Genomic DNA, 20788 nt, shown 5'->3' on the forward strand with positions numbered 1-20788 from the left:
AATTTAAAAATGACAAGAGATAGAAAGAAGGGGTAGCAGTAAATTTATTCACCGCTAACCCATTTTTATTACACGAGTACTATGCGTTTACTGAATAGTCTTCCAACGACTTTCCGCTTTCAAGTGCTTCTTTATATACGCGAGGCATACGACCGATGCCTGTCCAAGGGTGGGTAACACCTTCACTATCTGTTAATTTATATTTAACAGGGCGCTTTTTACCTACCTTTTTAGGGGCGTCTTCATTTAATGATTGTAAGTCTTCGAAATTTAAACCCGCTTCTTCCATTTGTTTTTTAATTTCTTCAAGCTTGGCACGTTTTTCTTGACCGACTTTTTCTTCTTCAAGCGCTTTTTCTTTTCTTTTATCAATAATATTTGCAAGTTTTTCTTGCACTGTTTCTAGCTCTTGAATGCTTAATTCCTTTACAGCACCTTGTAAACGTCTTCCATGGGTTAAAATATCTAAAAATTCGTTCATTTAATAACCTTTGCGTTTCGTAGTGGATTTTTCAGGCGAATCATAATTAAATTTAGCACAAAAAAAAAGCGGAGAAAGTCCGCTTTTTAATTTTTTAAGATAAATGGCTTTAAATTACATATTTGGGTAATTTGGTCCGCCGGCACCTTCAGGAACAACCCAACGAATATTCTGTGAAGGATCTTTAATATCACACGTTTTACAATGCACGCAGTTTTGCGCATTAATTTGAAAACGCTTAGACCCTTCCTCTTCAATAATTTCGTACACCCCAGCAGGGCAGTAGCGCTGTGCAGGCTCTGCATATTTAGGGAAATTAACTTCTAGTGGAATAGAAGCATCTTTTAATTGTAAATGACAAGGCTGCTCTTCTTCATGGTTTGTATTTGATAAAAATACTGAAGAAAGCTTATCAAAACTTAAAACGCCATCCGGTTTAGGATAGCTAATTTCTTTAGCATCAGAGGCCAAATCCAGTTGAGCATAGTCTTTATGTTCGTCTTTCATGGTGAAAAACAAATTACCATTAAAGAAGTTCTGCTCAAGCGTATTAAATGCGCCCCCCCAGAAATTACCTAATTTATGAATAGCCGGTCCGAAATTACGTGAACGGAATAATTCATCATATACCCACGAATTTTTAAATTTATCGGTATAGCCAGTTAATTCACTTTCAGGGGTTTCTGCATTCTTCGCTAAAGCTTCAATAATAGACTCAGCAGCTAGCATGCCTGATTTCATAGCCGTGTGATTACCTTTGATTTTCGCAAAGTTAAGCGTACCTGCTTCACAACCTACTAATATGCCACCGGGGAACGTCATTTTAGGTAATGAATTAAAGCCACCTTTTGCAATTGCACGGGCACCATAAGAAACACGCTTACCGCCTTCTAAATATTGTTTAAAGACAGGATGGTGTTTTAATTGTTGGAATTCATCAAACGGGCTTAAGTACGGGTTGCTGTAGTTCAAATCGACGATAAGGCCTACGAATACCTGATTATCTTCTGCATGGTATAAATAACTACCGCCAGTTGCGTCGTTTAGCGGCCAACCAGCACTATGTACGACTAGACCAGGCTGATGTTTAGCAGGGTCGATATCCCAAATTTCTTTGAAGCCTATTGCGTAATGTTGTGGCGAAGCGTCTTTATCAAGCGAGAAATGCTCGATAAGGTCTTTACCTAAATGCCCACGGCAACCTTCTGCAAATACGGTGTATTTCGCTCGAAGTTCCATGCCAGGCATATAGCCATCTTTGGGTTGGCCATCTGCGCCAACACCCATGTCACCCGTTAATACACCACCAACACTGCCGTCGTCATTATGAATGACCTCTGAAGCTGCGAAGCCAGGGAAAACTTCCACACCCAGTTGTTCCGCTTGTTCAGCTAACCAACGACAGACGTTACCCATCGACACAATGTAGTTACCATCGTTGTGCATGGTTTTAGGGGTAATCGCGTTTGGTAGGCGTTTTGATGATGATTCACTATTCAATAAATAAATATGATCTTCGGTCACTGGGGTGTTCAAAGGTGCGCCTTTTTCCTTCCAATCTGGAAAAAGTTCGTTCATTGCTCTAGGCTCAAATACCGCACCTGAGAGAATATGTGCACCCACTTCAGAGCCTTTTTCGACAACACAGACCATGAGTTCTTGGTTGTTTTCATTGGCAAGCTGCATAAGCTTGCAGGCGGTTGATAGTCCAGCTGGGCCGGCACCGACGATGACTACGTCAAACTCCATCGATTCTCGTTCCACGGGTGGCTCCTTATGTTCGATTTTTTATAGTGCACTATTGATGAAACAAATAATGCGATGTGTCAAAAACATGTAAATTAATTGTCGTCCTGAAAGGTAATCTAGGTTGACGTTTACGTCAACAGTAAGTACATTGCAGGGAGTTTACGTTAACGTTAACTAGCAGCACAAATACTGTGCAAGTAAACGTGGTGTTAATGATATTTTGGGTCTAGCCTTTTGAAAATGTCTTCGCCGCAACGCAAAGTTAGCGTAAAGCACATTGTTTAAGTTTCAGAATGCGTGGTGAAGTAACGCTGTTTCCTTAACCGCTTATTAGCATGGAATAGCAACATACACCGACGAACTCAACAATTGAGGTAAATATGAAAATACTCGTCCCGGTCAAACGCGCGATCGATTATAACGTTAAAGTAAGAGTGAAGGCCGATAACTCTGGCGTTGATCTTACTAACGCTAAAATGGCCATTAACCCTTTTTGCGAAATTGCTGTTGAAGAAGCAGTAAGACTAAAAGAGAAAGGGATAGCGACAGAAATCGTAGTGGTTTCTATTGGCGATAAAAGCTGCCAAGAACAAATTCGTACTGCGTTAGCACTAGGCGCCGACCGCGGTATTCAAATTGATACAGACCAAAACCTAGATTCGCTTCAAGTGGCTAAGCTTCTTGCTAAAGTTGTTGAAGAAGAACAGCCTCAGTTGGTGGTGTTAGGTAAACAAAGTATCGATTCAGACAATAACCAAACCGGGCAAATGCTTGCTGCATTAACCGGTATGCCTCAAGGCACCTTTGCATCAGAAGTAGCGGTAGACGGAACAAGCGTTAACGTTACCCGTGAAGTTGATGGCGGTCTACAAACCGTTGCCTTAACGTTACCAGCCGTTGTGACTACCGATTTACGTTTGAACGAACCTCGCTATGCTTCGCTGCCAAACATTATGAAAGCGAAACGTAAGCCTCTGGATGTTAAACCAGCTGCTGACTTCGGTGTGGCACTTGAATCTAACGTTAAAGTTCTCAAAGTAACGCCACCGCCTCAACGTGAAGGTGGAGTGAAAGTGGCGGATGTTGCTGAGTTGGTCGAAAAACTTAAGAATGAAGCAAAGGTGATCTCATGACAGTTCTTGTATATGCCGAGCACGATAATGCTAGCTTGAAGTCAGAAACTGCAAAAATGGTTCATGCTGCAGCAAAAATGGGCGGTGACATTCATGTGCTTGTAGCGGGTGAAGGTTGTCAGGCTGTTGCTGACAGTGCTGCGCAAATTGACGGCGTAAGCAAAGTATTGCTTATCGACAATGCAGTTTACAAATATCAGCTTGCTGAAAACGTTGCCGATCTTGTGTTATCACTTGCTGATGATTACAGCCACCTATTAGCGGCCGCTACTACAACAGGCAAGAACTTCATGCCTCGTGTAGCTGCACTTTTAGATGTTGCTCAAATTTCTGACATCATTGGTGTTGAAAGCGAAGATACCTTTATCAGACCTATTTATGCTGGTAACGCTATTGCGACAGTACAATCGTCTGATAGCAAAAAGGTGATCACTGTGCGTGCCGCTTCTTTTGATGCTGCAACAACAGGTGGAAGCGCTGAAGTAACGACACTAGATGTGGTTAAAGAAAGCGAAAAATCTAGCTTCGTCTCTGAAGAGCTTACTGAGTCTGAGCGCCCTGAGCTAACGGCTGCTGAAGTGGTTATCTCTGGTGGTCGTGGTATGCAAAATGGCGAAAACTTTAAGTTACTTGAAGGTATTGCTGACAAACTTGGTGCTGCTATTGGTGCATCACGTGCCGCAGTTGATGCGGGCTTTGTACCAAATGACATGCAGGTAGGCCAAACCGGTAAAATCGTTGCACCGCAGCTGTATATTGCTGTAGGTATTTCTGGTGCTATTCAGCATCTTGCCGGTATGAAAGACTCGAAAGTCATTGTTGCTATCAACAAAGACGAAGAAGCGCCTATTTTCCAAGTAGCGGATTATGGCCTTGTTGGCGATTTATTTGATGTGTTACCTGAACTAGAAAACACATTATAAAAAACGCGTTTAAAAAATCAAAAAAGGCTGCCTTCAAACGCAGCCTTTTTTAATGCTCGTAGTAACGGTTATAAACCGCAGGCGAGGGCAGTGTTAAACACGAACTACAGAATTATCTTCGCTTCCGATGCTGGAAGGTAGATAAGCATCGGCGGCCCAATCGTTTTCCCACATATCACCATCGAGTAGATAGCGAAATTGATACTCATGATCGGTTTCTAAATTAATAGTCAGTGTGAAATCTCCGCTCTTCAGTTTTTTCATCGACAGAGGTTGCTTGTCCCATTCGGTAAAGTCACCCACAAGGCTAGCTTCATCGGCATTTTTTGCTTCTTCGGCGGAAAGGCGGAATGTTACTTTACAAACGGGTTTAGATTTCAGGTATTGCTTTTTTAGGCTCATGACAGGTCATCCCTTTTAGCGTAACAAATTCGTTGTTGCATCGATAAGCGCAACTTTTCCTGCGAGTGTGCAGGTGTTTAAATAATCAACGATTATTACTCATTTAGCAATCTTACATTTTAATTCTGAGTGGATTTTTTTATATTACGTTGAGTCGCGCACTAATTAGTTAAATAATTCACAATTTTTAACAAACGAAGACAAGCGCTTCGCGTCGAAACACATTACACTAGAACCAATAAAAAAATAATAAATCACGTATAGCTTTAACCCATTGTTCGCCAGACAGATTTCACTTATGCAAGTAGGTGAGTGTCGGTGCATCGGCTAAGCATCAGTACTACGTTTTATAGGGAAAATAATGAAAAACTCCATCTGGATAAAAAGCGGTATACCTCTTATCATCATTTTAGTCGCGTTTGTTGTTGCGGCAATTATGATTTCTTCACGTAAACCGCCAGAGCAAATTCCCGTCGAAACGCAAGCCTTCCTTGTTGATGCCAAACCAATGGATTACCAACCTGTAAGCTTCGTAGTTGATTCTCAGGGCAACGTAGTGCCTCGTAATAGAACATCACTTAGCGCACAAGTCAGTGGGCGAGTCGTTAGTTTGTCCGATAAATTGATTGTTGGGGGCATGTTCCAAAAAGGGGATGTGCTAATCACCCTTGAACAAGATGACTACCGCACTGAAGTAAAGTTGGCTGAAGCTGAACTGGCTCAAGCGCATGCTGCGCTTCAAGAAGAGCTCGCAAGAGGTAAAGTCGCCGAGCAAGAATGGCGTTCAGTCAGCAGTGTTGTGCCGCCTGAGCTTGGCTTGCGTAAGCCTCAATTAGCCAAAGAGCAAGCGAATGTTAAAGCCTCTGAAGCAAAACTTGAGCGTGCCAAGCGTAATCTTGATCGTACGCAAATTAGAGCCCCATACAACGGCATAGTGGTTGAGCGAAACATCGATTTAGGTCAATTTGTGTCAGCAGGCGCTACAGTAAGCACCGTTTATTCAACGGACACCGCCGAGGTACGTTTACCCATAACCGATAAAGACTTGATGTTCATTGATATTGGTAATCAATCTGACCATCAATCTGATGTAACGTTAAACGCAACGGTAGGCGGTAAAAATAGAACCTGGACTGGTAAGTTAGTTCGTTCTGAAGGTATTTTGGATACAGGCAGCCGCGTACTTTATGCCGTGGTTGAAGTAAAAGACCCTTATCAATTTAATGGCGGCGACAACGCACCACTTCGCTTCGGTCAATTCGTTCAAGCCAAAATTGTTTCTCATCAAAAGCAAAACTTAACCGTGATCCCTCGCTCCATTTTACGCCTTGATAATACAGTGCTGATTGTTAACGATAACCGCGAAATTGAAATTGTACCGGTTGACGTAGTGCGTACCACGGCAGAAAAAGCTTTCATTGGTGGCGGCTTAAACAGTGGCGCGCTGGTAGTAACCAGTGCGGTTCCGAACCCTTATAATGGTATGAAAGTAAGACTTCCAGGTGATGAGCCTGCCATGCCACCAGAAGCAGAGAACGATAAAGAGGCCGACACTCAATCAGTAGACGTTGAAGATGATACTACTGAAACAAGTCCTGCTTCTTCTGGGGGTAAGTAATGAACCAAATTGATACGCAAAAAGGGTTAATCGCGTGGTTTGCGCGCAACAGTGTTGCGGCAAATTTGTTGATGTGGTTGTTAATTGTTGGCGGCCTATTTGGTGCCTTTAGTATTCAAAAACAAGTTTTCCCTAGTTTTGAAATAGACATCATCAATGTTCGCGTACCGTATTTGGGCGCTGCGCCTCAAGAAGTAGAAGAGGGCGTAATTTTAAAGATAGAAGAGTCGATTAAAAACCTAGAGGGCATTAAACAAGTCACCTCTACCGCGGTAGAGGGCATGGGTACGGTCAGCATTCAAGTTGAGGAAAATTACGACATTCAATCGTTACTTGACGAAGTGAAGGTGCAAGTTGATGCCATTCCTCTTTTTCCAGCCGACACAGAAAAGCCGGTTATCTATCGCCAGAAAATTCAACAAGATGTTATTTGGATTTCAGTATTTGGCGACGCCAGCGAACGTGAATTAAAAGAGTTCGCAAAAGATATTCGAGATGACGTTGCCAACCTTCCAGGTATTTCAAGTGTGCAAGTTGTTGGGGCTAGAGACTACGAAATATCGGTTGAATTGTCTGAGGTAGACCTACAAAAATACAACCTTACCTTTGCAGATGCGGTCAGTCGTTTAAGTCAGTCGAGTATTGATTTACCAGGTGGGTCTATTCGCACCGAAAATGGCGATATTCTGCTTAGAACTAAAGGGCAGGCATACACTGGCTGGGATTTCTCCCAGATAGTGCTAGTCACCAATACTGATGGCACGCGGGTGACGTTAGGCGACGTTGCTTATATTAATGATGGTTTTATTGAGAACAACCAATATGCATTGTTCGATGGAAAACCAGCAGTTAGCCTTCGCGTACAAGCGGTGGGTGATCAAAATGCATTAGAAATATCAGAACAAGTTAACGGCTATATCGACGAGAAAAAGAATGATTTTCCAGCCCATATTTCCGCCGACACATGGGGAGATAGTTCGTTTTATCTAGCAGATAGATTGAACATGATGCTTGAAAATATGTTTTTTGGTGGCTTGTTGGTGTTCTTAGTACTGTCGTTATTTTTGAGAATAAAACTCGCGTTTTGGGTGATCGTTGGCCTGCCGGTTTGTTTTCTAGGTACGTTGTTAGTTATGCCTATTGATATGCTTGGTGTGTCTATCAACATGCTGAGTTTATTTGCCTTTATTCTTGTACTTGGAATAGTAGTAGACGATGCCATCATTATGGGGGAGTCGGCCTATTCCGAAATTGATCAAAAAGGGCACAGTACCGAAAATGTGATTGCAGGCGTTAAGAAAGTGGCTATGCCGGCCACCTTTGGCGTGCTTACTACCATAGCGGCATTCTCACCTATGCTAATGGTGTCGGGTCCTTTTGGTGTCATTTGGAAAACCATTGGGCTCGTGGTGATCATTTGTTTGGTGTTTTCATTAATAGAGTCGAAGCTTATTTTGCCTGCACATTTAGTGCATATGAAATTAAAGCCTTATGATCCAGCGAAGGCTAATAAGCTGCAAAAATTTAGAGACTTTTTCAGTGAAGGTATTAAGCGTTTTATACACAATGTTTATGCGCCATTCTTAGAAAAGACAATACGTAATCGTTACACCACGGTATCCGTTTTCTTAGCCATGCTAATTCTGACTATTGGTTTATTTGGCGGCGGTATTGTTCGATTTGTTTTCTTCCCCAGTATTCCTAGTGACTTCATGTTTGCAAGTTTTGAGCTAGAGCCAGGCTCTTCGCTAAAGCAGCGAGACGAAGTGCTTACTGCATTACGTGAAGGCATGATGCGTATGGATGAAAAGGTGCGTGACGATACAGGTGAAGGCGTAATTAAACACTCCATGGCGTTTGATAACGGTGATTTGGGTGGGGAGGTGTTTGCCGAACTGACCAAAGGTGAAACGCGTACCATGGCCGATTATGAAATTCATCAGCTGTGGCGCGATGAAATGTCTGAAATTCCAGGTGTTAAGACATTCAGTATTGGCGCTCCGGGTGGGCCTGGTGGTGGTGCTGATCTTAGCTTCGAATTTAGCTCTGGTGATATTGCGTCTTTAAGAGCCGTAAGTGATGAATTAAAAAGTATCTTGTCAGGCTACGACGGCGTAACCGATATTAATGATACGTTCTCAGGTGGTAGTGAAGAGATTCAATTAGCATTGAAACCTCAAGCCGACGCATTAGGTATTACGCTACAACAACTAGGGCAGCAAGTACGTTTTGGCTTTTACGGCGCGGAAGTTCAGCGTATACAACGTGACGATGAAGAAATAAAAGTCATGGTGCGTTACCCAAGAGCAGAACGTAGTTCTATTGAACACTTAGAAAATATGCGTATTCGTGCGCCTAATGGCCAAGAGATACCTTTTCAGCAAGTGGCTAGCTTTACCGTAGGCGAAGGCTTCGATTCAATCATTCGTGTAGATGGCAGCCGCTCTGTTACGGTAACCGCCGTAGTAGACAAGGCGTTGATGGATCCGTCTGAAATAACAGGTGAGGTTATCGAATCTGTTATGCCTGATTTGTTAGCTCGCTATCCTAAAGTGGATTTCCAGTTACAAGGCAATGCAAAAGAACAAGCTGATGCAATGATGAGTTTGGCGCAGGGCTTATTATTTGCCTTATTTGCGATTTACGCGCTACTGGCTATTCCGCTTAAATCTTACAGCCAACCGTTTATCATCATGTCAGTCATACCATTTGGTGTGGTAGGCGCTATTATTGGGCACTTGGTATTAGGCATGGCGGTAAGTGTACTGTCGATTTGTGGCATTATTGCGTTATCCGGTGTAGTGGTTAACGACAGCTTGATTATGGTGGACTTTGTTAACCGAGCACGCCAAGAAGGCCATTCACTGATGCGCGCAGCCATTAGTGCTGGTACGCAGCGTTTCCGCGCGATTATATTAACCTCGTTAACGACCTTTATGGGGTTAATGCCAATCGTATTTGAGCGAAGCCTACAGGCCCAAATTGTTATTCCTATGGCAATTTCATTGGCCTTTGGTATTTTGTTTGCCACGATTATTACCTTACTACTAGTACCTGCCTTGTACCTCATCTTAAATGACATTAAAAATGTATTTAAAGGTAGAAAGCATACTGAGTCTGTTAGTTCGGCATCTATCGAGCAGCAGTAATACGCGCTAATAAATAGAAAAACTCCCATCTAGTTCGCTAGACGGATTATAAAAACACCGCATTGGTTCTCCAATGCGGTGTTTTTGTTTGCATTTTGTACGATTGACTATATACTGTATAAATAAACAGTATATAGGTGAACGCGATGACAACAGGTGTTAAAGCAGTTGATCAACTTATTGAAAAGTTCGGAATATTATCTTCACCAGGGCAAGATCAGTTCCAGCGCTTAACCCATTTATTTGGTGGAGATAAGCGGGCTGACTCGTTACCTTTTTGTATGTATCAAAAAGTGATGGGCGCGCCTGTGTCTCGTCGATTTACAGTCCATCACTTTTATTTGCCCTATAAAAAATGCAAGTTAGCCACTTTTATGTTTAATGAAAAAGGGGAGTTAATAGAGCAGGTTTATTTTACCAAGATGTCTCGGATGGTGAATGTTTGCCGTAAGTTGCAGCGTATTCTTTTGGAAGAAAAGGATCTGCGTGAAAATGCATCCCAAGGAATACCACAGGAAGCAAAGCTGCAGAAAGGAATGCTACAGCAAGACAGAGCGTGGACACGAACCGGGCAGTTTGCGGCTTAGCCACTAATGTAGTTGTAAGTATCAGGCAGACGTATGTAGGCCTAGGGAAAATGGCAAATATTAAAAAGAATGCCCAACACCAAATACGAACGAGTAAACTGCTAAGGGAATATAGAAAACAAAAAAGCGAAGGGTCGTTAACACGACACCTTCGCTTTTTTATGTTTATCACTCTTAAATGCAGTACTTGATAAGGCCAAGAATAAAAGTGCAGACCAGATCTGCACTTTCAACCTAAATCAAAATAGTGCTTAGTAGAAAGAGTACTTCACTTCAACACCAAGGATACGTGGTTCGTTCATAATACCGGTAAGGTTGTTAAAGTCGATAGCCCCTTTAACGTTATCTTCATCGGTAATGTTACGGCCGAACAATGCCACTGTGTAGTTATGCTCGAAGTTTTCGTAACCTATACGCAAACCACCTTCAAAGTTGTCGTCAGTTGTAAATTCCACAGACTCATATAAGAAGATGTTAGTTTCACCTTGGAACGCCCAATCGGTAAATACGAAGAATTCACCGTTGTCGCCCATAGGTACAGTGTAGCGTGCGGTAAAGTTAAAGATTGACTCTGGTGCTTGTGGGAACGGGTTACCGTTCACAATGTAGTTGCCATCATCTGCTACTGGGTCGGTAACAGTACAAGAACCACAACCGCCAATCGTTAATGTGTCATCTTTAATTTCTGTGTGGTTGTAGCTGTAGCCAGCAGTAAAGGTTAGTTCATCAGTCGCTAACCACTGAGAATCAATTTCAAAACCGTAGGCTTCGCCTTCATCTGCATTAACGAGTGCAGTAAAGTTGTTACCACCACCAATGGCTGACAATTGCATATCGTCAACCGTGTAGTAGAATGCTGCACCGTTAAGACGAAGTGTTCCATCTAGCAAATCAGATTTAAAACCAACTTCATAAGAGTTAATCGTTTCAGCGTCAGCCACAGATGGTGAGCTTTCAAATGCAACATCACGACCTTGAATAGTTTGAGCACGGAAACCATTTGAGTAGCGAGCGTAAGCAGACATATCGTCTGTTATACGGTAATTAGCGCTAAGTTCGAAACTGGTTTGCCCATCATCAACGTTAATTGGCTCGTAATCTTGTACGCTTGCAGCGCCAATAACGACGGCAAAGCCATCTACGTTTTGATCGCCAACAATCAATGATTTCTCGTCATGAGTATAACGAAGGCCACCAGTAATATTTAGTTTCTCATTCACTTGGTAAGACGTTTGGCCAAATACCGCCCATGTTCTGTTTTCATGGAAAACAGTGGTTGCACCAAAGAAACCGTCAATACTGGTCACGTTGAAAGACGCGTCGTAATAGAAGGCGCCTAGTTGCCAGTTCATTGCATCAGTGGTGTTGCTTGATAAGCGGAATTCCTGCGTATATTGCTCAAGGTCGTCTAGATTATCTTGAGTAACAGCAGAGAATGGAATAACGCCAGGGCCAGATGTGCCATCAGCATTGTTGAAACCGCCATCAATGTCACCAAGGCTTGAACCGTCAGCGGTTTCCATGGCTGAGATTGATGTGAAGGTCACATCATCCATATCGTATTCAAGTTTTAGTGATGCGCCAAAACCGTCATATTCTTGAGGGTTATTGTCAGCACCGTTGCCGTCGATGTCACCATCATAATAAATGGTATCGCGGTCGTAATTTGCGTTTAGGTTATTGCTGCCAACATCAAAAATGTTAGCGCGGAAAATTGACGCTGTGCCATCTAATTCTCTGCCGTGAACATTTAATAAAGCTGAGAAATCGTCAGAGGGTTCCCAAAGAAGCTGTAAGCGATAAGCTTTTTCGTCAAAGCCGCCAATCGCATCGTTTTCACCGGTAAAAGCATTGTCGATGTAATCATCACGCTCTTGCGATAATAATGATAAACGAGCTGATAGCTCATCAGTTAAACCGCCACTAATAGCACCTTCAAAATTCATTGTGCCATAAGAACCAAAACCGGCTTTAGCGTAACCTTCTAAATCTTGTGTAGGTTTTACGGTATCGAACTTAATGATACCTGCTGTAGTGTTACGGCCAAATAAGGTGCCTTGTGGGCCACGTAATACTTCAACTTGTTGCACATCAAAAAGTGGGAAGCTTTTTAGTACCACATTTTCCATTACCACTTCGTCCATGATAATAGAAACTGGTTGAGAGGCGGCTAAATCGAAGTCGGTGTTACCTAGGCCACGAATATAGAAACGTGGCGCTACGCGACCGTTTGACGACTCAGCGTAAAGGCCAGGCACGCGAACGGCCAATGCAAGAATATCTTCACCACCTGAAAACAAGCTTTCAAATTTTTCACCACTTAGCGTCGCGACAGAAATAGGTACTTCCTGAATTGACTGGGTACGTTTTTGCGCTGTTACGGTAATTTGTTCAAGAGCCGTTTCTTTTTTTTGTAATGTTTCTGCTTCTTGAGCAACGATAGAGGTACTGAACGCTGCACTAATTGCAAGCGCCAAAGAGGCTAGTTTATGTGTTCTCATGTGTCCACCAAGAGTTTTAGATTATGCTTTTGTAGTGCTTTTCGGTACAGAAAAAGCGGTCTGTACGCGGCGTAGTATTTTACACAAACTAGGTAATAAAAACTTATCATTGTTGTAAATATTTATTTTCTTATGAACTTGGCGCGATATTGTGAGGGCGATAAACCGGTATTTTTTTTGAAAAGCCGAGTGAAAGAACTGAGGTCTTCGTAGCCCACACTATTCACAATGGACTCAAGCGGAGACATAGAAGTTTCTAAGATTTTTCGCGCTTGTTCTAATCGTAAACCTTGTAAATATTGGATAGGCGTTATTGCACAGGCTTGCTTGAAACGCCTTATTAATGTGCGTTCAGTCATATTATGTTCGTGGGCAACATGTTTCAGGGTAAGACGTTTCGTAAAGTGATTTTCTAAGTAATTTTGTACAGCTAACACATCTTTATCTTGGTGAAATTTATGCTGGCGACTGCTTGCATACACGGTTTGATTCGGCCTAGAAAAATCGAGTACATGAGACTTGGCAGTATCACTAGCCACTTGATGACCGCAATAACGTTCTATAAGCAAAATAGCCAAATCTATCCACGCCATACCGCCACCTGCACAAAAAATAGCATCTTGTTCAGTTACCATCTTTTCAGACTGTAAATTAACACTGGGATAATGAGAGCGAAATTTATCAGCATATCCCCAATGGGTAGTGGCAACTTTGTTATCAAGTAACCCTGACTCTGCTAACAAAAAAGTCCCGGTGCAGTTACCCGCAATATCCGCCCCTTGTTTTTGCAGCCGTTTAATATGTACAAGTTGATTCGCGTTTTCTTGTAAAACCGTATCAATATCGCCGCCAATCGTGGGGATCAGCAAAATATGGGTGTCTGTCACATCTTCAATAGCAATGTTAGGGGTTAGCAGTAACTGGTTAGTACAGTGAAAAGGTTTGCCGTGAAAACTCGCCAGCTGAACTTTAAATTTAGGGGTGGTGGGTTGGTTATGAATGCGCTGCCAACTGATGCCTGCAAATGCGAAAACATCGAGTGCGCCAGTGATGGCAGAAGCCAATGCTTGATCAAATCCTAATACGGTCACGACGAAAGGTGGTTTATTCATAAAAATAATACAGTTTATTAAATACGATAACTAACAGTGATTGTTGGCGTAAATGACCATGATTGTGTCATAAATGACAATGATGGCATGATAACGAATATGACACAATGCATTAACAATTTGCTCAAGGACTTTATTATGGCTGACCAACTTATTCCTCGTCGGGAAATGCAATTCCAACTTTATGAAGTATTAAATACACAGTCTTTGTGTGAAAAGCCCCGTTTTGAAGAACATAACGTTGAAACGTTTAATGCCGTTATTGATATGGCAGAAAAAATGGCTGAAGAGCTTTTTCTACCTCACAACGCTATCGCTGATAAAGATGAGCCTACTTTCGATGGCAAAAAAGTCACCATGATAGATGAGGTTAAAAAAGCCTTTGATACCTACCGTGAGTCGGGCTTTATTGCAGGTCACTTCGATTATGAAGATGGTGGAATGCAATTACCCGTTACTATTATGAATGCGTGTGCGGGTTATTTCTTAGCGGCAAACCCTTCCACTACAGCGTATCCTTTTCTTACTGCTGCGGCGGCAAATGTGGTGAAACATTTTGCCAAGGAAGAAACCAAGCAAGCTTTTTTACCTAAAATGCTAACAGGTGACTTCACCGGCACTATGGCATTAACTGAGCCTCATGCGGGCTCTGGCTTGGCAGATATTCGCACATCGGCAACGCTTCACGAAGATGGCACGTATCGCGTGAAGGGCAGTAAGCTTTATATCTCTGCAGGCGAACACGAATTATCAGACAACATTGTTCATTTGGTATTAGCGAAAATTCCTGGCGGCCCTGCGGGCGTAAAAGGTATTTCGTTATTTGTTGTTCCTAAATACCGTCTAGATGAAAACGGTAACCCTGGCCCCCGTAACGACGTTACTCTGGCTGGACTTATTCATAAAATGGGTTATCGCGGTACGACCTCTACCGCACTTACGTTTGGTGAGAACGGTGACTGTCATGGTTATCTCGTGGGTGAACCACACCAAGGTTTGCGTTACATGTTCATGATGATGAATGAAGCGCGCATTGGTGTAGGCTACGGTGCTGCCATGATTGGTTATCGCGGCTACCGCTATTCACTTGAGTATGCAAAAGATCGTACCCAAGGGCGTGCTGCACCGAAGTTAGCCCCAGAAGACGAGGCTACGCCAATTATTAACCATGGTGACGTGCGTCGCATGTTGTTAGCGCAAAAGTCATATTGTGAAGGTGGCATGGCACTGTGTTTATATGGCAGCACCTTAATTGATGCGTTAGAGACGGAAGAAGACACCGCCAAACGTACCGAAATTTCACAATTACTTGAGCTACTCACCCCTGTATTTAAAGCGTGGCCTTCAGAGTTTGGCCCTAAAGCTAACGACTTAGCCATTCAAATTCTTGGCGGCGCTGGTTATACCCGAGAATACCCCGTAGAACAGTGCTGGCGGGATAACCGTTTGAATCCTATTCACGAAGGAACAAATGGTATTCAAGCCTTGGATTTACTAGGCCGTAAATTATGGCAAAGCGAAGGCAAAGGGCTACAAGTATTAATGGCCCGTGTTTCTGGCGACATGAAAGCGGCTACAACACCACGAGCCCAAGCACTAGCGGCAAAACTTAAACCTTACCTTGACCAACTTGGCGGGCTTATTCAACAAGCGGCGGGTGACTTACGTTCAGACAAACAAGCCGTCTTACTGACTAACGCAAGCTGCTTTTTGAATATCTTCTCTGCCTGCGTAGTGAGTTGGATTTGGTTACGCCAAGCGAATGTTGCCGAGCAAGCATTGGCTAATGGCGCAAGTGGTCAAGACGGTGATTTCTACGAAGGAAAAATGGCAGCTGCTGAATACTTCCTCAATTGGGAATTACCGCTAGTGAAACGTGATATAGAAGTCATTTCGTCACAAGAACCAACCTGTGAAAATGTGAAAGCCAGTTATTTCTAATAACGGCTTCAAGGGCATAACAATGACATACCAACAATGGCACATTGCAGAAAATATTAAGGCGGGGCAATAAAATGGTGGCATCAAACGTAGAAGGCAAACATATCCTTATCACCGGGGGCGGCTCGGGTATTGGTGCGGCCTCGGCCAAAACCTTATGTGAGCGCGGGGCATTGGTCGGTGTTGCCGATTTAAATATGGATGCTGCTGAAGCCTTAGTGCATCAGCTCAAAGAAGCGGGCGGTAATGCCTATGCGGTAAAAGTAGATGTTACTGAGCCTGCAGAAGTGAATGCCATGTTTGAAGCGGCGTTTTCACAGCAAGCCAAACTAGACGTAATCATCAATAATGCGGGTATAGACCATTTCCCAGCGCCCCTTACTGAAGTAGACGATGCTATGTTCATGAAGAACATTCAGGTGAATCTAGCGGGCGTGTGGTATTGCATGAAAAATGCGCTTAAACATATGACCGTAAATGGTGGTGGTCATATTATTAATATTGCGTCGGTAGCGGGCCTGCGTTCAGCGCCCATGATCAGTGCCTATAGTGCATCTAAACACGGGGTGATTGGCTTAACTAAATCGGCAGCGGTGGAATATGCCCGTGCGAATATTCGCATTAATGCGGTATGCCCAAGCTTTGTTGACACGCCAATGGTACAGGGCGTGTTATCTAAATTAGACGAACGTGGGCAAAAAGCCATGGTGGGTGCAAACCCCATGAAGCGTTTAGGCAAACCTGAAGAAATAGCGAATGCGATAGCATGGTTGTGTAGTGACGAGTCTTCATTCATGACAGGGCAATCGGTTGTACTTGATGGCGGCATGTTAGCCTAATCACCCAATTTCTAGCGTTTGATAAAAATTATTGCGTTTAATAAAAGCGCGACAGATTTAAAAAAGGGATAACTATTATGAAAAATTTATTCGATTTAACTGGCAAGGTTGCTTTAGTAACAGGTGCTAGCCGAGGTATTGGTGAATCAATCGCACGTTTGCTGGCGCAATATGGCGCACACGTTATTGTGTCTAGCCGTAAAATTGATGGCTGTGAAGCAGTAGCCTCGTCTATTCGAGATGCGGGTGGTAAGGCAAGTGCGTTGGCATGCCATGTTGGCGATATGGAGCAAATTACCGCTGCTTTTGCAGAAATTAAAAGCGAATTCGGTAAGCTAGATATACTTGTGAATAATGCCGCAGCTAACCCGTACTTTGGGCATATCTTAGATACAGATTTAGGCGCTTACGACAAAACAGTAGACGTAAACATTCGTGGCTACTTCTTTATGTCTATTGAAGCGGGCAAAATGATGAAAGAGCAGGGCGGTGGCGTCATTCTTAACACGGCCTCAGTGAACGGTGTAACACCTGGTGACATGCAGGGTATTTACTCTATTACGAAAGCAGCCGTTATTAGCATGACAAAATCATTCGCAAAAGAATGTGGAAGCTTAAATATTCGCGTTAACGCCTTACTACCTGGCTTAACCGATACTAAGTTTGCTTCAGCACTCACTTCAAATGACCAAATATTGAAGCACGCGCTTAAAGTGATCCCACTAGGCCGTGTTGCCGATCCGGATGAAATGGCGGGTACGGTATTGTACTTAGTGTCTGACGCATCTAGCTACACCACAGGCACGACAGTGGTGGTTGATGGTGGTATGCTAGCGTAAAAACGCTAACGAGATTTTATCATGCATATATGGGTTGACGCAGATGCGTGTCCCAGTGTGATTAAAGACATACTTTTTAAGGCAGCCCGACGTACCGGTCTGCCTTTGTCTTTAGTTGCTAATCATTCTATGTCTGTTCCACCAGATAAACACATTACGTTAACTATCGTGCCATCTGGCTTTGATGCCGCAGATGATTATATTGTAGAAAAGATAGAAGCCGGTGATTTAGTAATAACCGGAGACATTCCTTTGGCTGCCGATATTTTGGCCAAAAACGCCAAAGCCATGAACACCCGGGGCGATGAATACGACAAATCATCCATTCGCGCTGCGCTTACTATGCGAGACTTTATGGATACCATGCGTTCAAGTGGCGAACACACGGGTGGGCCTAAAGCGTTTTCTCAGCGAGATAAACAGAATTTCGCCAATGCGTTAGATAGAATGATTACTGCGGGCACGCGCTAGCGCGAGGGGTTTGACCTTTCTCTCAACGTAGATAATTTGACTGACTCGCTTAAACAAAAAAAGGGCTACGTTTTCACGTAGCCCTTTTTAATTTTTATTATTTAACTGAAAAGCCTATCTCTTAAAACTAAAGCACAGATACTAAGGCTTTCGCTAATGTTTCAACGTTTTCTGAGTTAATACCCGCAATGTTTACGCGGCTAGAGTCAACAAAGTAAACGCTGTGCTTTTCACGTACTTCACGTACTTGCTCTGGTGTAATACACAAGAACGAGAACATGCCTTTTTGATCGTTTACAAAGCTGAAATCTTTTGGCGAACCATTGTCGTGCAAATTCTTAACCAGCATGGCACGTAGTGATTTCATGCGGTTACGCATTTCGTCTACTTCGTTAACCCATTCTTGATTAAGCGCGTCGTCAGACAAGATAATATCAACCAGCGCACCGCCGTAGCTAGGCGGCATAGAGTAGATACCGCGAGCAATAGATTGAATTTGACCTTGAGCAATTTTACGTGTGGCCGTGTCAGCAGTAATAATAGCCGCTAGACCCACACGCTCACGGTATAAACCGAAGTTTTTAGAGCAAGAAGCGGCAACAATTACTTCAGGTAGGTTTTCAACTAATAAACGAAGGCCATAAGCATCTTCATCTAAGCCTTCACCGAAACCTAAGTAAGCAACGTCAATAAAGGGTAGGAATTCACGCTCTTTAGCAACGGCCAATACTTCGTCCCACTGTGCATTAGTTAAGTCTGCACCTGTTGGGTTGTGGCAGCAACCGTGAAGTAACACGATATCGCCTTTCTCAACACCACGAAGGGTATCCATCATGGCATCGAAGCGAATACTAGCAGACGCTTTATCGAAGTACGGGTAGGTTTCAATTTTAAGGCCAGCCGATCCAATCAATGGAATGTGGTTAGCCCAGGTTGGGTCGCTTACCCATACTTTAGCGTTCTCGTTACAACGAACCAGTAATTCTGAAAGAATGCGAAGTGCACCACAACCACCTGGGGCTTGAACCGCAGCAACACGGTCAGCAAGCAATACAGGGCTGCTCTTGCCTAAAAGCAAAGTAAGCATGTTGTCGATATAACCTTGATTACCCTGTGGCGTAATATAGGTTTTGCTGGTTTCACGTTCTAACAAAAGTTGTTGCGCTTTCGCTACGCTAGTAAGAATAGGGGTATTACCTTGCTCATCTTTATAAACACCGACACCTAAGTCGATTTTATGAGAATTAAGATCTTCACGATAAGCAGCTGACAAACCAAGAATTGGATCTGGGGCGAGTTGGGGTAATACTTCAAACACGATATGTCCTCGTTGCAATGCAAAAAATAGCAGGCACGCATTATGCCACCGATGGTAGAAAAAACGACCCTTTATAGTAGAAAATATGTCATTAAATCGGTATTTATGGTGTAAAACGAAATACACATCACAAAAATCTGTGCGAATTAATAAACCTCATACTTACTTTCACTCTTTTCCATGTGTGTAGTGCCAGTCAGAACAGTACTTAACCTATAGTAAAACGTTGGTTACCCACAACTTCACCTAGTGGATTAAATGTGCGTTCATACCACTGTATTTGCTGGTGGCTATTCACAAGAAGTAGGGTAGAAGTACGGGTTCCATATTCTGGTGACTGGATAAATATAGACGACAAACGCTTTTCCCATTCATACCCAATGCCTGTATTGGGGAGTGCATGATCAGAAGCTTTGTCTTCGTCTTTTAAAATAGCAAAAAGTGCCTCTGTATCGAGCTGACTATTTTGACTCACGTAATCGGTTAACGACGCTATTCCTTTGGTGACTTTCGGCCAAGGTGTGGTTAAGTTTGCGTTGGATAGACCATAAACGCCTTGGGTTAACGTAGCATGGGTGTCTTCAAAATTGTTGTATACCGCGAGTGATTTTACATCGCCATAAACCAGATTATAGCCGTTATACTGGTGTCGGTTTGCGCGTAATGCTTCAAGGTAAGTGGGCTGTTTAAGTGCTTCATCCATAAGCCAGTCTGCGACTAAACCACCACGAGAAATAGCATCAGTTTTAATCGTTTCAGGTGCTCGAATATTGGTTAATGCTGCCACTTTTCCGTTACGCGTAACGCCCATCCATGTGCCCTTTGCTAGTAAATCACGGCCTGCAAGTACATGTTGGTTATTTTCCCAAAACCCAGATGCAGCGGTAGGTCTAGCGTGAAATTCATCTCTATTTGCGGCGATAACTAAAGGAAATTCCTGACTTTGGTCTACTGCAATAAACAATATGCACATATACAACTTAACTCGCTGACTGTGGTGAATAATGAACACCGTCACAGCATTCAATATCACGTAAAGGTGGTGGATTGGCGCTAACTTTTTTATGCTTACATACTAAAACGTAGTAAGAGAATAATAAGAATGAAACAAACAATTCATCATCGGTTAGTGGGCAATAAGTTACCACGCAAATGGCCACATTGGCTAAGTGCCTGCGGAAGTTTTATTTTAACTAAACGGGGCTGGCGAGTGGAAGGCGAGCTCATCAACGATAAAAAAGTGATATTAGCGGTAGCGCCACATACCTCGAACTGGGATTTCTTTATTGGCATACTGGTGGTGTTTGCATTGCGCATTAAGGTTAACTTTTTTGGTAAACACACCATTTTTACGCCCCCTTTAGGTTATATCGTTAGGAAGCTTGGCGGCATACCCATTGAACGAAGTAAGGCACATGGGGTGGTAAATAACATCGTGAGGCAAATACAAGACAGTGAAGAGATGGTATTGGCTTTGGCGCCAGAAGGAACAAGAAAAGGGGTATTTCCATGGAAAAGCGGCTTTATGTACATTGCCAAAGAGGCCAATATTCCCATTCAGCTGCTAGGGCTTGATTACGCCACGAAAACTGTTGTACTTGGCCCAATTATTGACCAAATCGACGATATTGAACAACAAATGCAAACAATTTATGCGTTTTATGCTAACGTTTGCGCCCATTATCCAAAAAACTGTATAACCAGCTAACGTAACGGAGCGTTCAC

17 protein-coding genes are annotated in these 20788 nt (G+C 43.1%); 10 read left to right on the forward strand and 7 right to left on the reverse strand.

Annotated elements, in window-relative coordinates; all coding sequences use genetic code 11:
* Positions 1-79 precede the first annotated feature (79 nt).
* Complete coding sequence (locus ALT761_RS08845) at positions 80-481, reverse strand: H-NS histone family protein (protein ID WP_129738082.1); 402 nt, start codon at positions 479-481, stop codon at positions 80-82.
* 114 nt (positions 482-595) lie between these two features.
* Positions 596-2245 carry an electron transfer flavoprotein-ubiquinone oxidoreductase gene (locus ALT761_RS08850; RefSeq protein WP_129738084.1) on the reverse strand — a complete coding sequence of 550 codons (1650 nt, stop codon included), beginning with the start codon at positions 2243-2245 and terminating at the stop codon, positions 596-598.
* Positions 2246-2610: 365 nt separating this feature from the next.
* Between ALT761_RS08850 and ALT761_RS08855 the strand changes: the two genes are divergently transcribed.
* The gene (locus ALT761_RS08855) at positions 2611-3363 is read left to right on the forward strand and encodes an electron transfer flavoprotein subunit beta/FixA family protein (protein WP_126873553.1); all 753 of its coding nucleotides are present in this window, start codon (positions 2611-2613) and stop codon (positions 3361-3363) included.
* Complete coding sequence (locus ALT761_RS08860) at positions 3360-4286, forward strand: electron transfer flavoprotein subunit alpha/FixB family protein (protein WP_013784288.1); 927 nt, start codon at positions 3360-3362, stop codon at positions 4284-4286. The genes ALT761_RS08855 and ALT761_RS08860 overlap by 4 nt, the downstream gene beginning before the upstream one ends.
* Before the next feature lie 93 nt (positions 4287-4379).
* Here ALT761_RS08860 and ALT761_RS08865 read toward each other — a convergent pair whose 3' ends face one another.
* Positions 4380-4688 (reverse strand): isoamylase early set domain-containing protein, encoded by a 309-nt coding sequence (locus ALT761_RS08865; protein ID WP_126873552.1) that lies wholly within the window; start codon positions 4686-4688, stop codon positions 4380-4382.
* A gap of 361 nt (positions 4689-5049) precedes the next feature.
* Here ALT761_RS08865 and ALT761_RS08870 point away from each other — a divergent pair, with 361 nt between their 5' ends.
* From ALT761_RS08870 to ALT761_RS08880, 3 genes are all read left to right on the forward strand, one after another.
* Positions 5050-6306, forward strand: a complete 1257-nt coding sequence (locus tag ALT761_RS08870) for an efflux RND transporter periplasmic adaptor subunit (protein WP_129738086.1) — start codon at positions 5050-5052, stop codon at positions 6304-6306.
* Positions 6306-9455 (forward strand): efflux RND transporter permease subunit, encoded by a 3150-nt coding sequence (locus ALT761_RS08875; RefSeq protein WP_129738088.1) that lies wholly within the window; start codon positions 6306-6308, stop codon positions 9453-9455. The genes ALT761_RS08870 and ALT761_RS08875 overlap by 1 nt, the downstream gene beginning before the upstream one ends.
* A 146-nt stretch (positions 9456-9601) precedes the next feature.
* Positions 9602-10042: a hypothetical protein gene (locus ALT761_RS08880; protein ID WP_129738090.1), complete on the forward strand. Its 441-nt coding sequence runs from the start codon at positions 9602-9604 to the stop codon at positions 10040-10042.
* A gap of 251 nt (positions 10043-10293) precedes the next feature.
* Here the strand turns inward: ALT761_RS08880 and ALT761_RS08885 are convergent, their stop codons facing one another.
* Both ALT761_RS08885 and ALT761_RS08890 read right to left on the reverse strand, forming a co-directional pair.
* Positions 10294-12543 (reverse strand): TonB-dependent receptor, encoded by a 2250-nt coding sequence (locus ALT761_RS08885; protein ID WP_129738092.1) that lies wholly within the window; start codon positions 12541-12543, stop codon positions 10294-10296.
* 122 nt (positions 12544-12665) lie between these two features.
* A complete protein-coding gene (locus ALT761_RS08890) occupies positions 12666-13655 on the reverse strand; it encodes a GlxA family transcriptional regulator (protein WP_129738094.1) in 990 nt (329 codons plus the stop codon).
* A 138-nt stretch (positions 13656-13793) separates the two neighbouring features.
* On the opposite strand from ALT761_RS08890, the gene ALT761_RS08895 reads away from it, so the two are divergent.
* The 4 genes from ALT761_RS08895 (at position 13794) to ALT761_RS08910 (ending at position 17745) form a co-directional block, all read left to right on the forward strand.
* A complete protein-coding gene (locus ALT761_RS08895; RefSeq protein ID WP_129738096.1) occupies positions 13794-15596 on the forward strand; it encodes an acyl-CoA dehydrogenase in 1803 nt (600 codons plus the stop codon).
* A 74-nt stretch (positions 15597-15670) separates the two neighbouring features.
* Positions 15671-16435, forward strand: a complete 765-nt coding sequence (locus tag ALT761_RS08900; RefSeq protein WP_129738098.1) for an SDR family NAD(P)-dependent oxidoreductase — start codon at positions 15671-15673, stop codon at positions 16433-16435.
* A gap of 77 nt (positions 16436-16512) precedes the next feature.
* Positions 16513-17274, forward strand: coding sequence for an SDR family oxidoreductase (locus tag ALT761_RS08905; RefSeq protein WP_129738100.1), 762 nt, complete (start codon positions 16513-16515; stop codon positions 17272-17274).
* A gap of 21 nt (positions 17275-17295) precedes the next feature.
* Positions 17296-17745, forward strand: coding sequence for a YaiI/YqxD family protein (locus tag ALT761_RS08910; RefSeq protein WP_013784278.1), 450 nt, complete (start codon positions 17296-17298; stop codon positions 17743-17745).
* A gap of 127 nt (positions 17746-17872) precedes the next feature.
* Here ALT761_RS08910 and ALT761_RS08915 read toward each other — a convergent pair whose 3' ends face one another.
* The gene (locus ALT761_RS08915) at positions 17873-19063 is read right to left on the reverse strand and encodes an amino acid aminotransferase (protein WP_129738102.1); all 1191 of its coding nucleotides are present in this window, start codon (positions 19061-19063) and stop codon (positions 17873-17875) included.
* A gap of 208 nt (positions 19064-19271) precedes the next feature.
* A complete protein-coding gene (locus ALT761_RS08920; RefSeq protein WP_129740603.1) occupies positions 19272-20036 on the reverse strand; it encodes an NRDE family protein in 765 nt (254 codons plus the stop codon).
* 129 nt (positions 20037-20165) lie between these two features.
* Here ALT761_RS08920 and ALT761_RS08925 point away from each other — a divergent pair, with 129 nt between their 5' ends.
* A complete protein-coding gene (locus ALT761_RS08925) occupies positions 20166-20771 on the forward strand; it encodes a 1-acyl-sn-glycerol-3-phosphate acyltransferase (protein ID WP_129738104.1) in 606 nt (201 codons plus the stop codon).
* Positions 20772-20788 lie beyond the last annotated feature (17 nt).

It is taken from the genome of Alteromonas sp. 76-1 (genome assembly GCF_900654235.1).
GTDB lineage: Bacteria > Pseudomonadota > Gammaproteobacteria > Enterobacterales > Alteromonadaceae > Alteromonas > Alteromonas naphthalenivorans.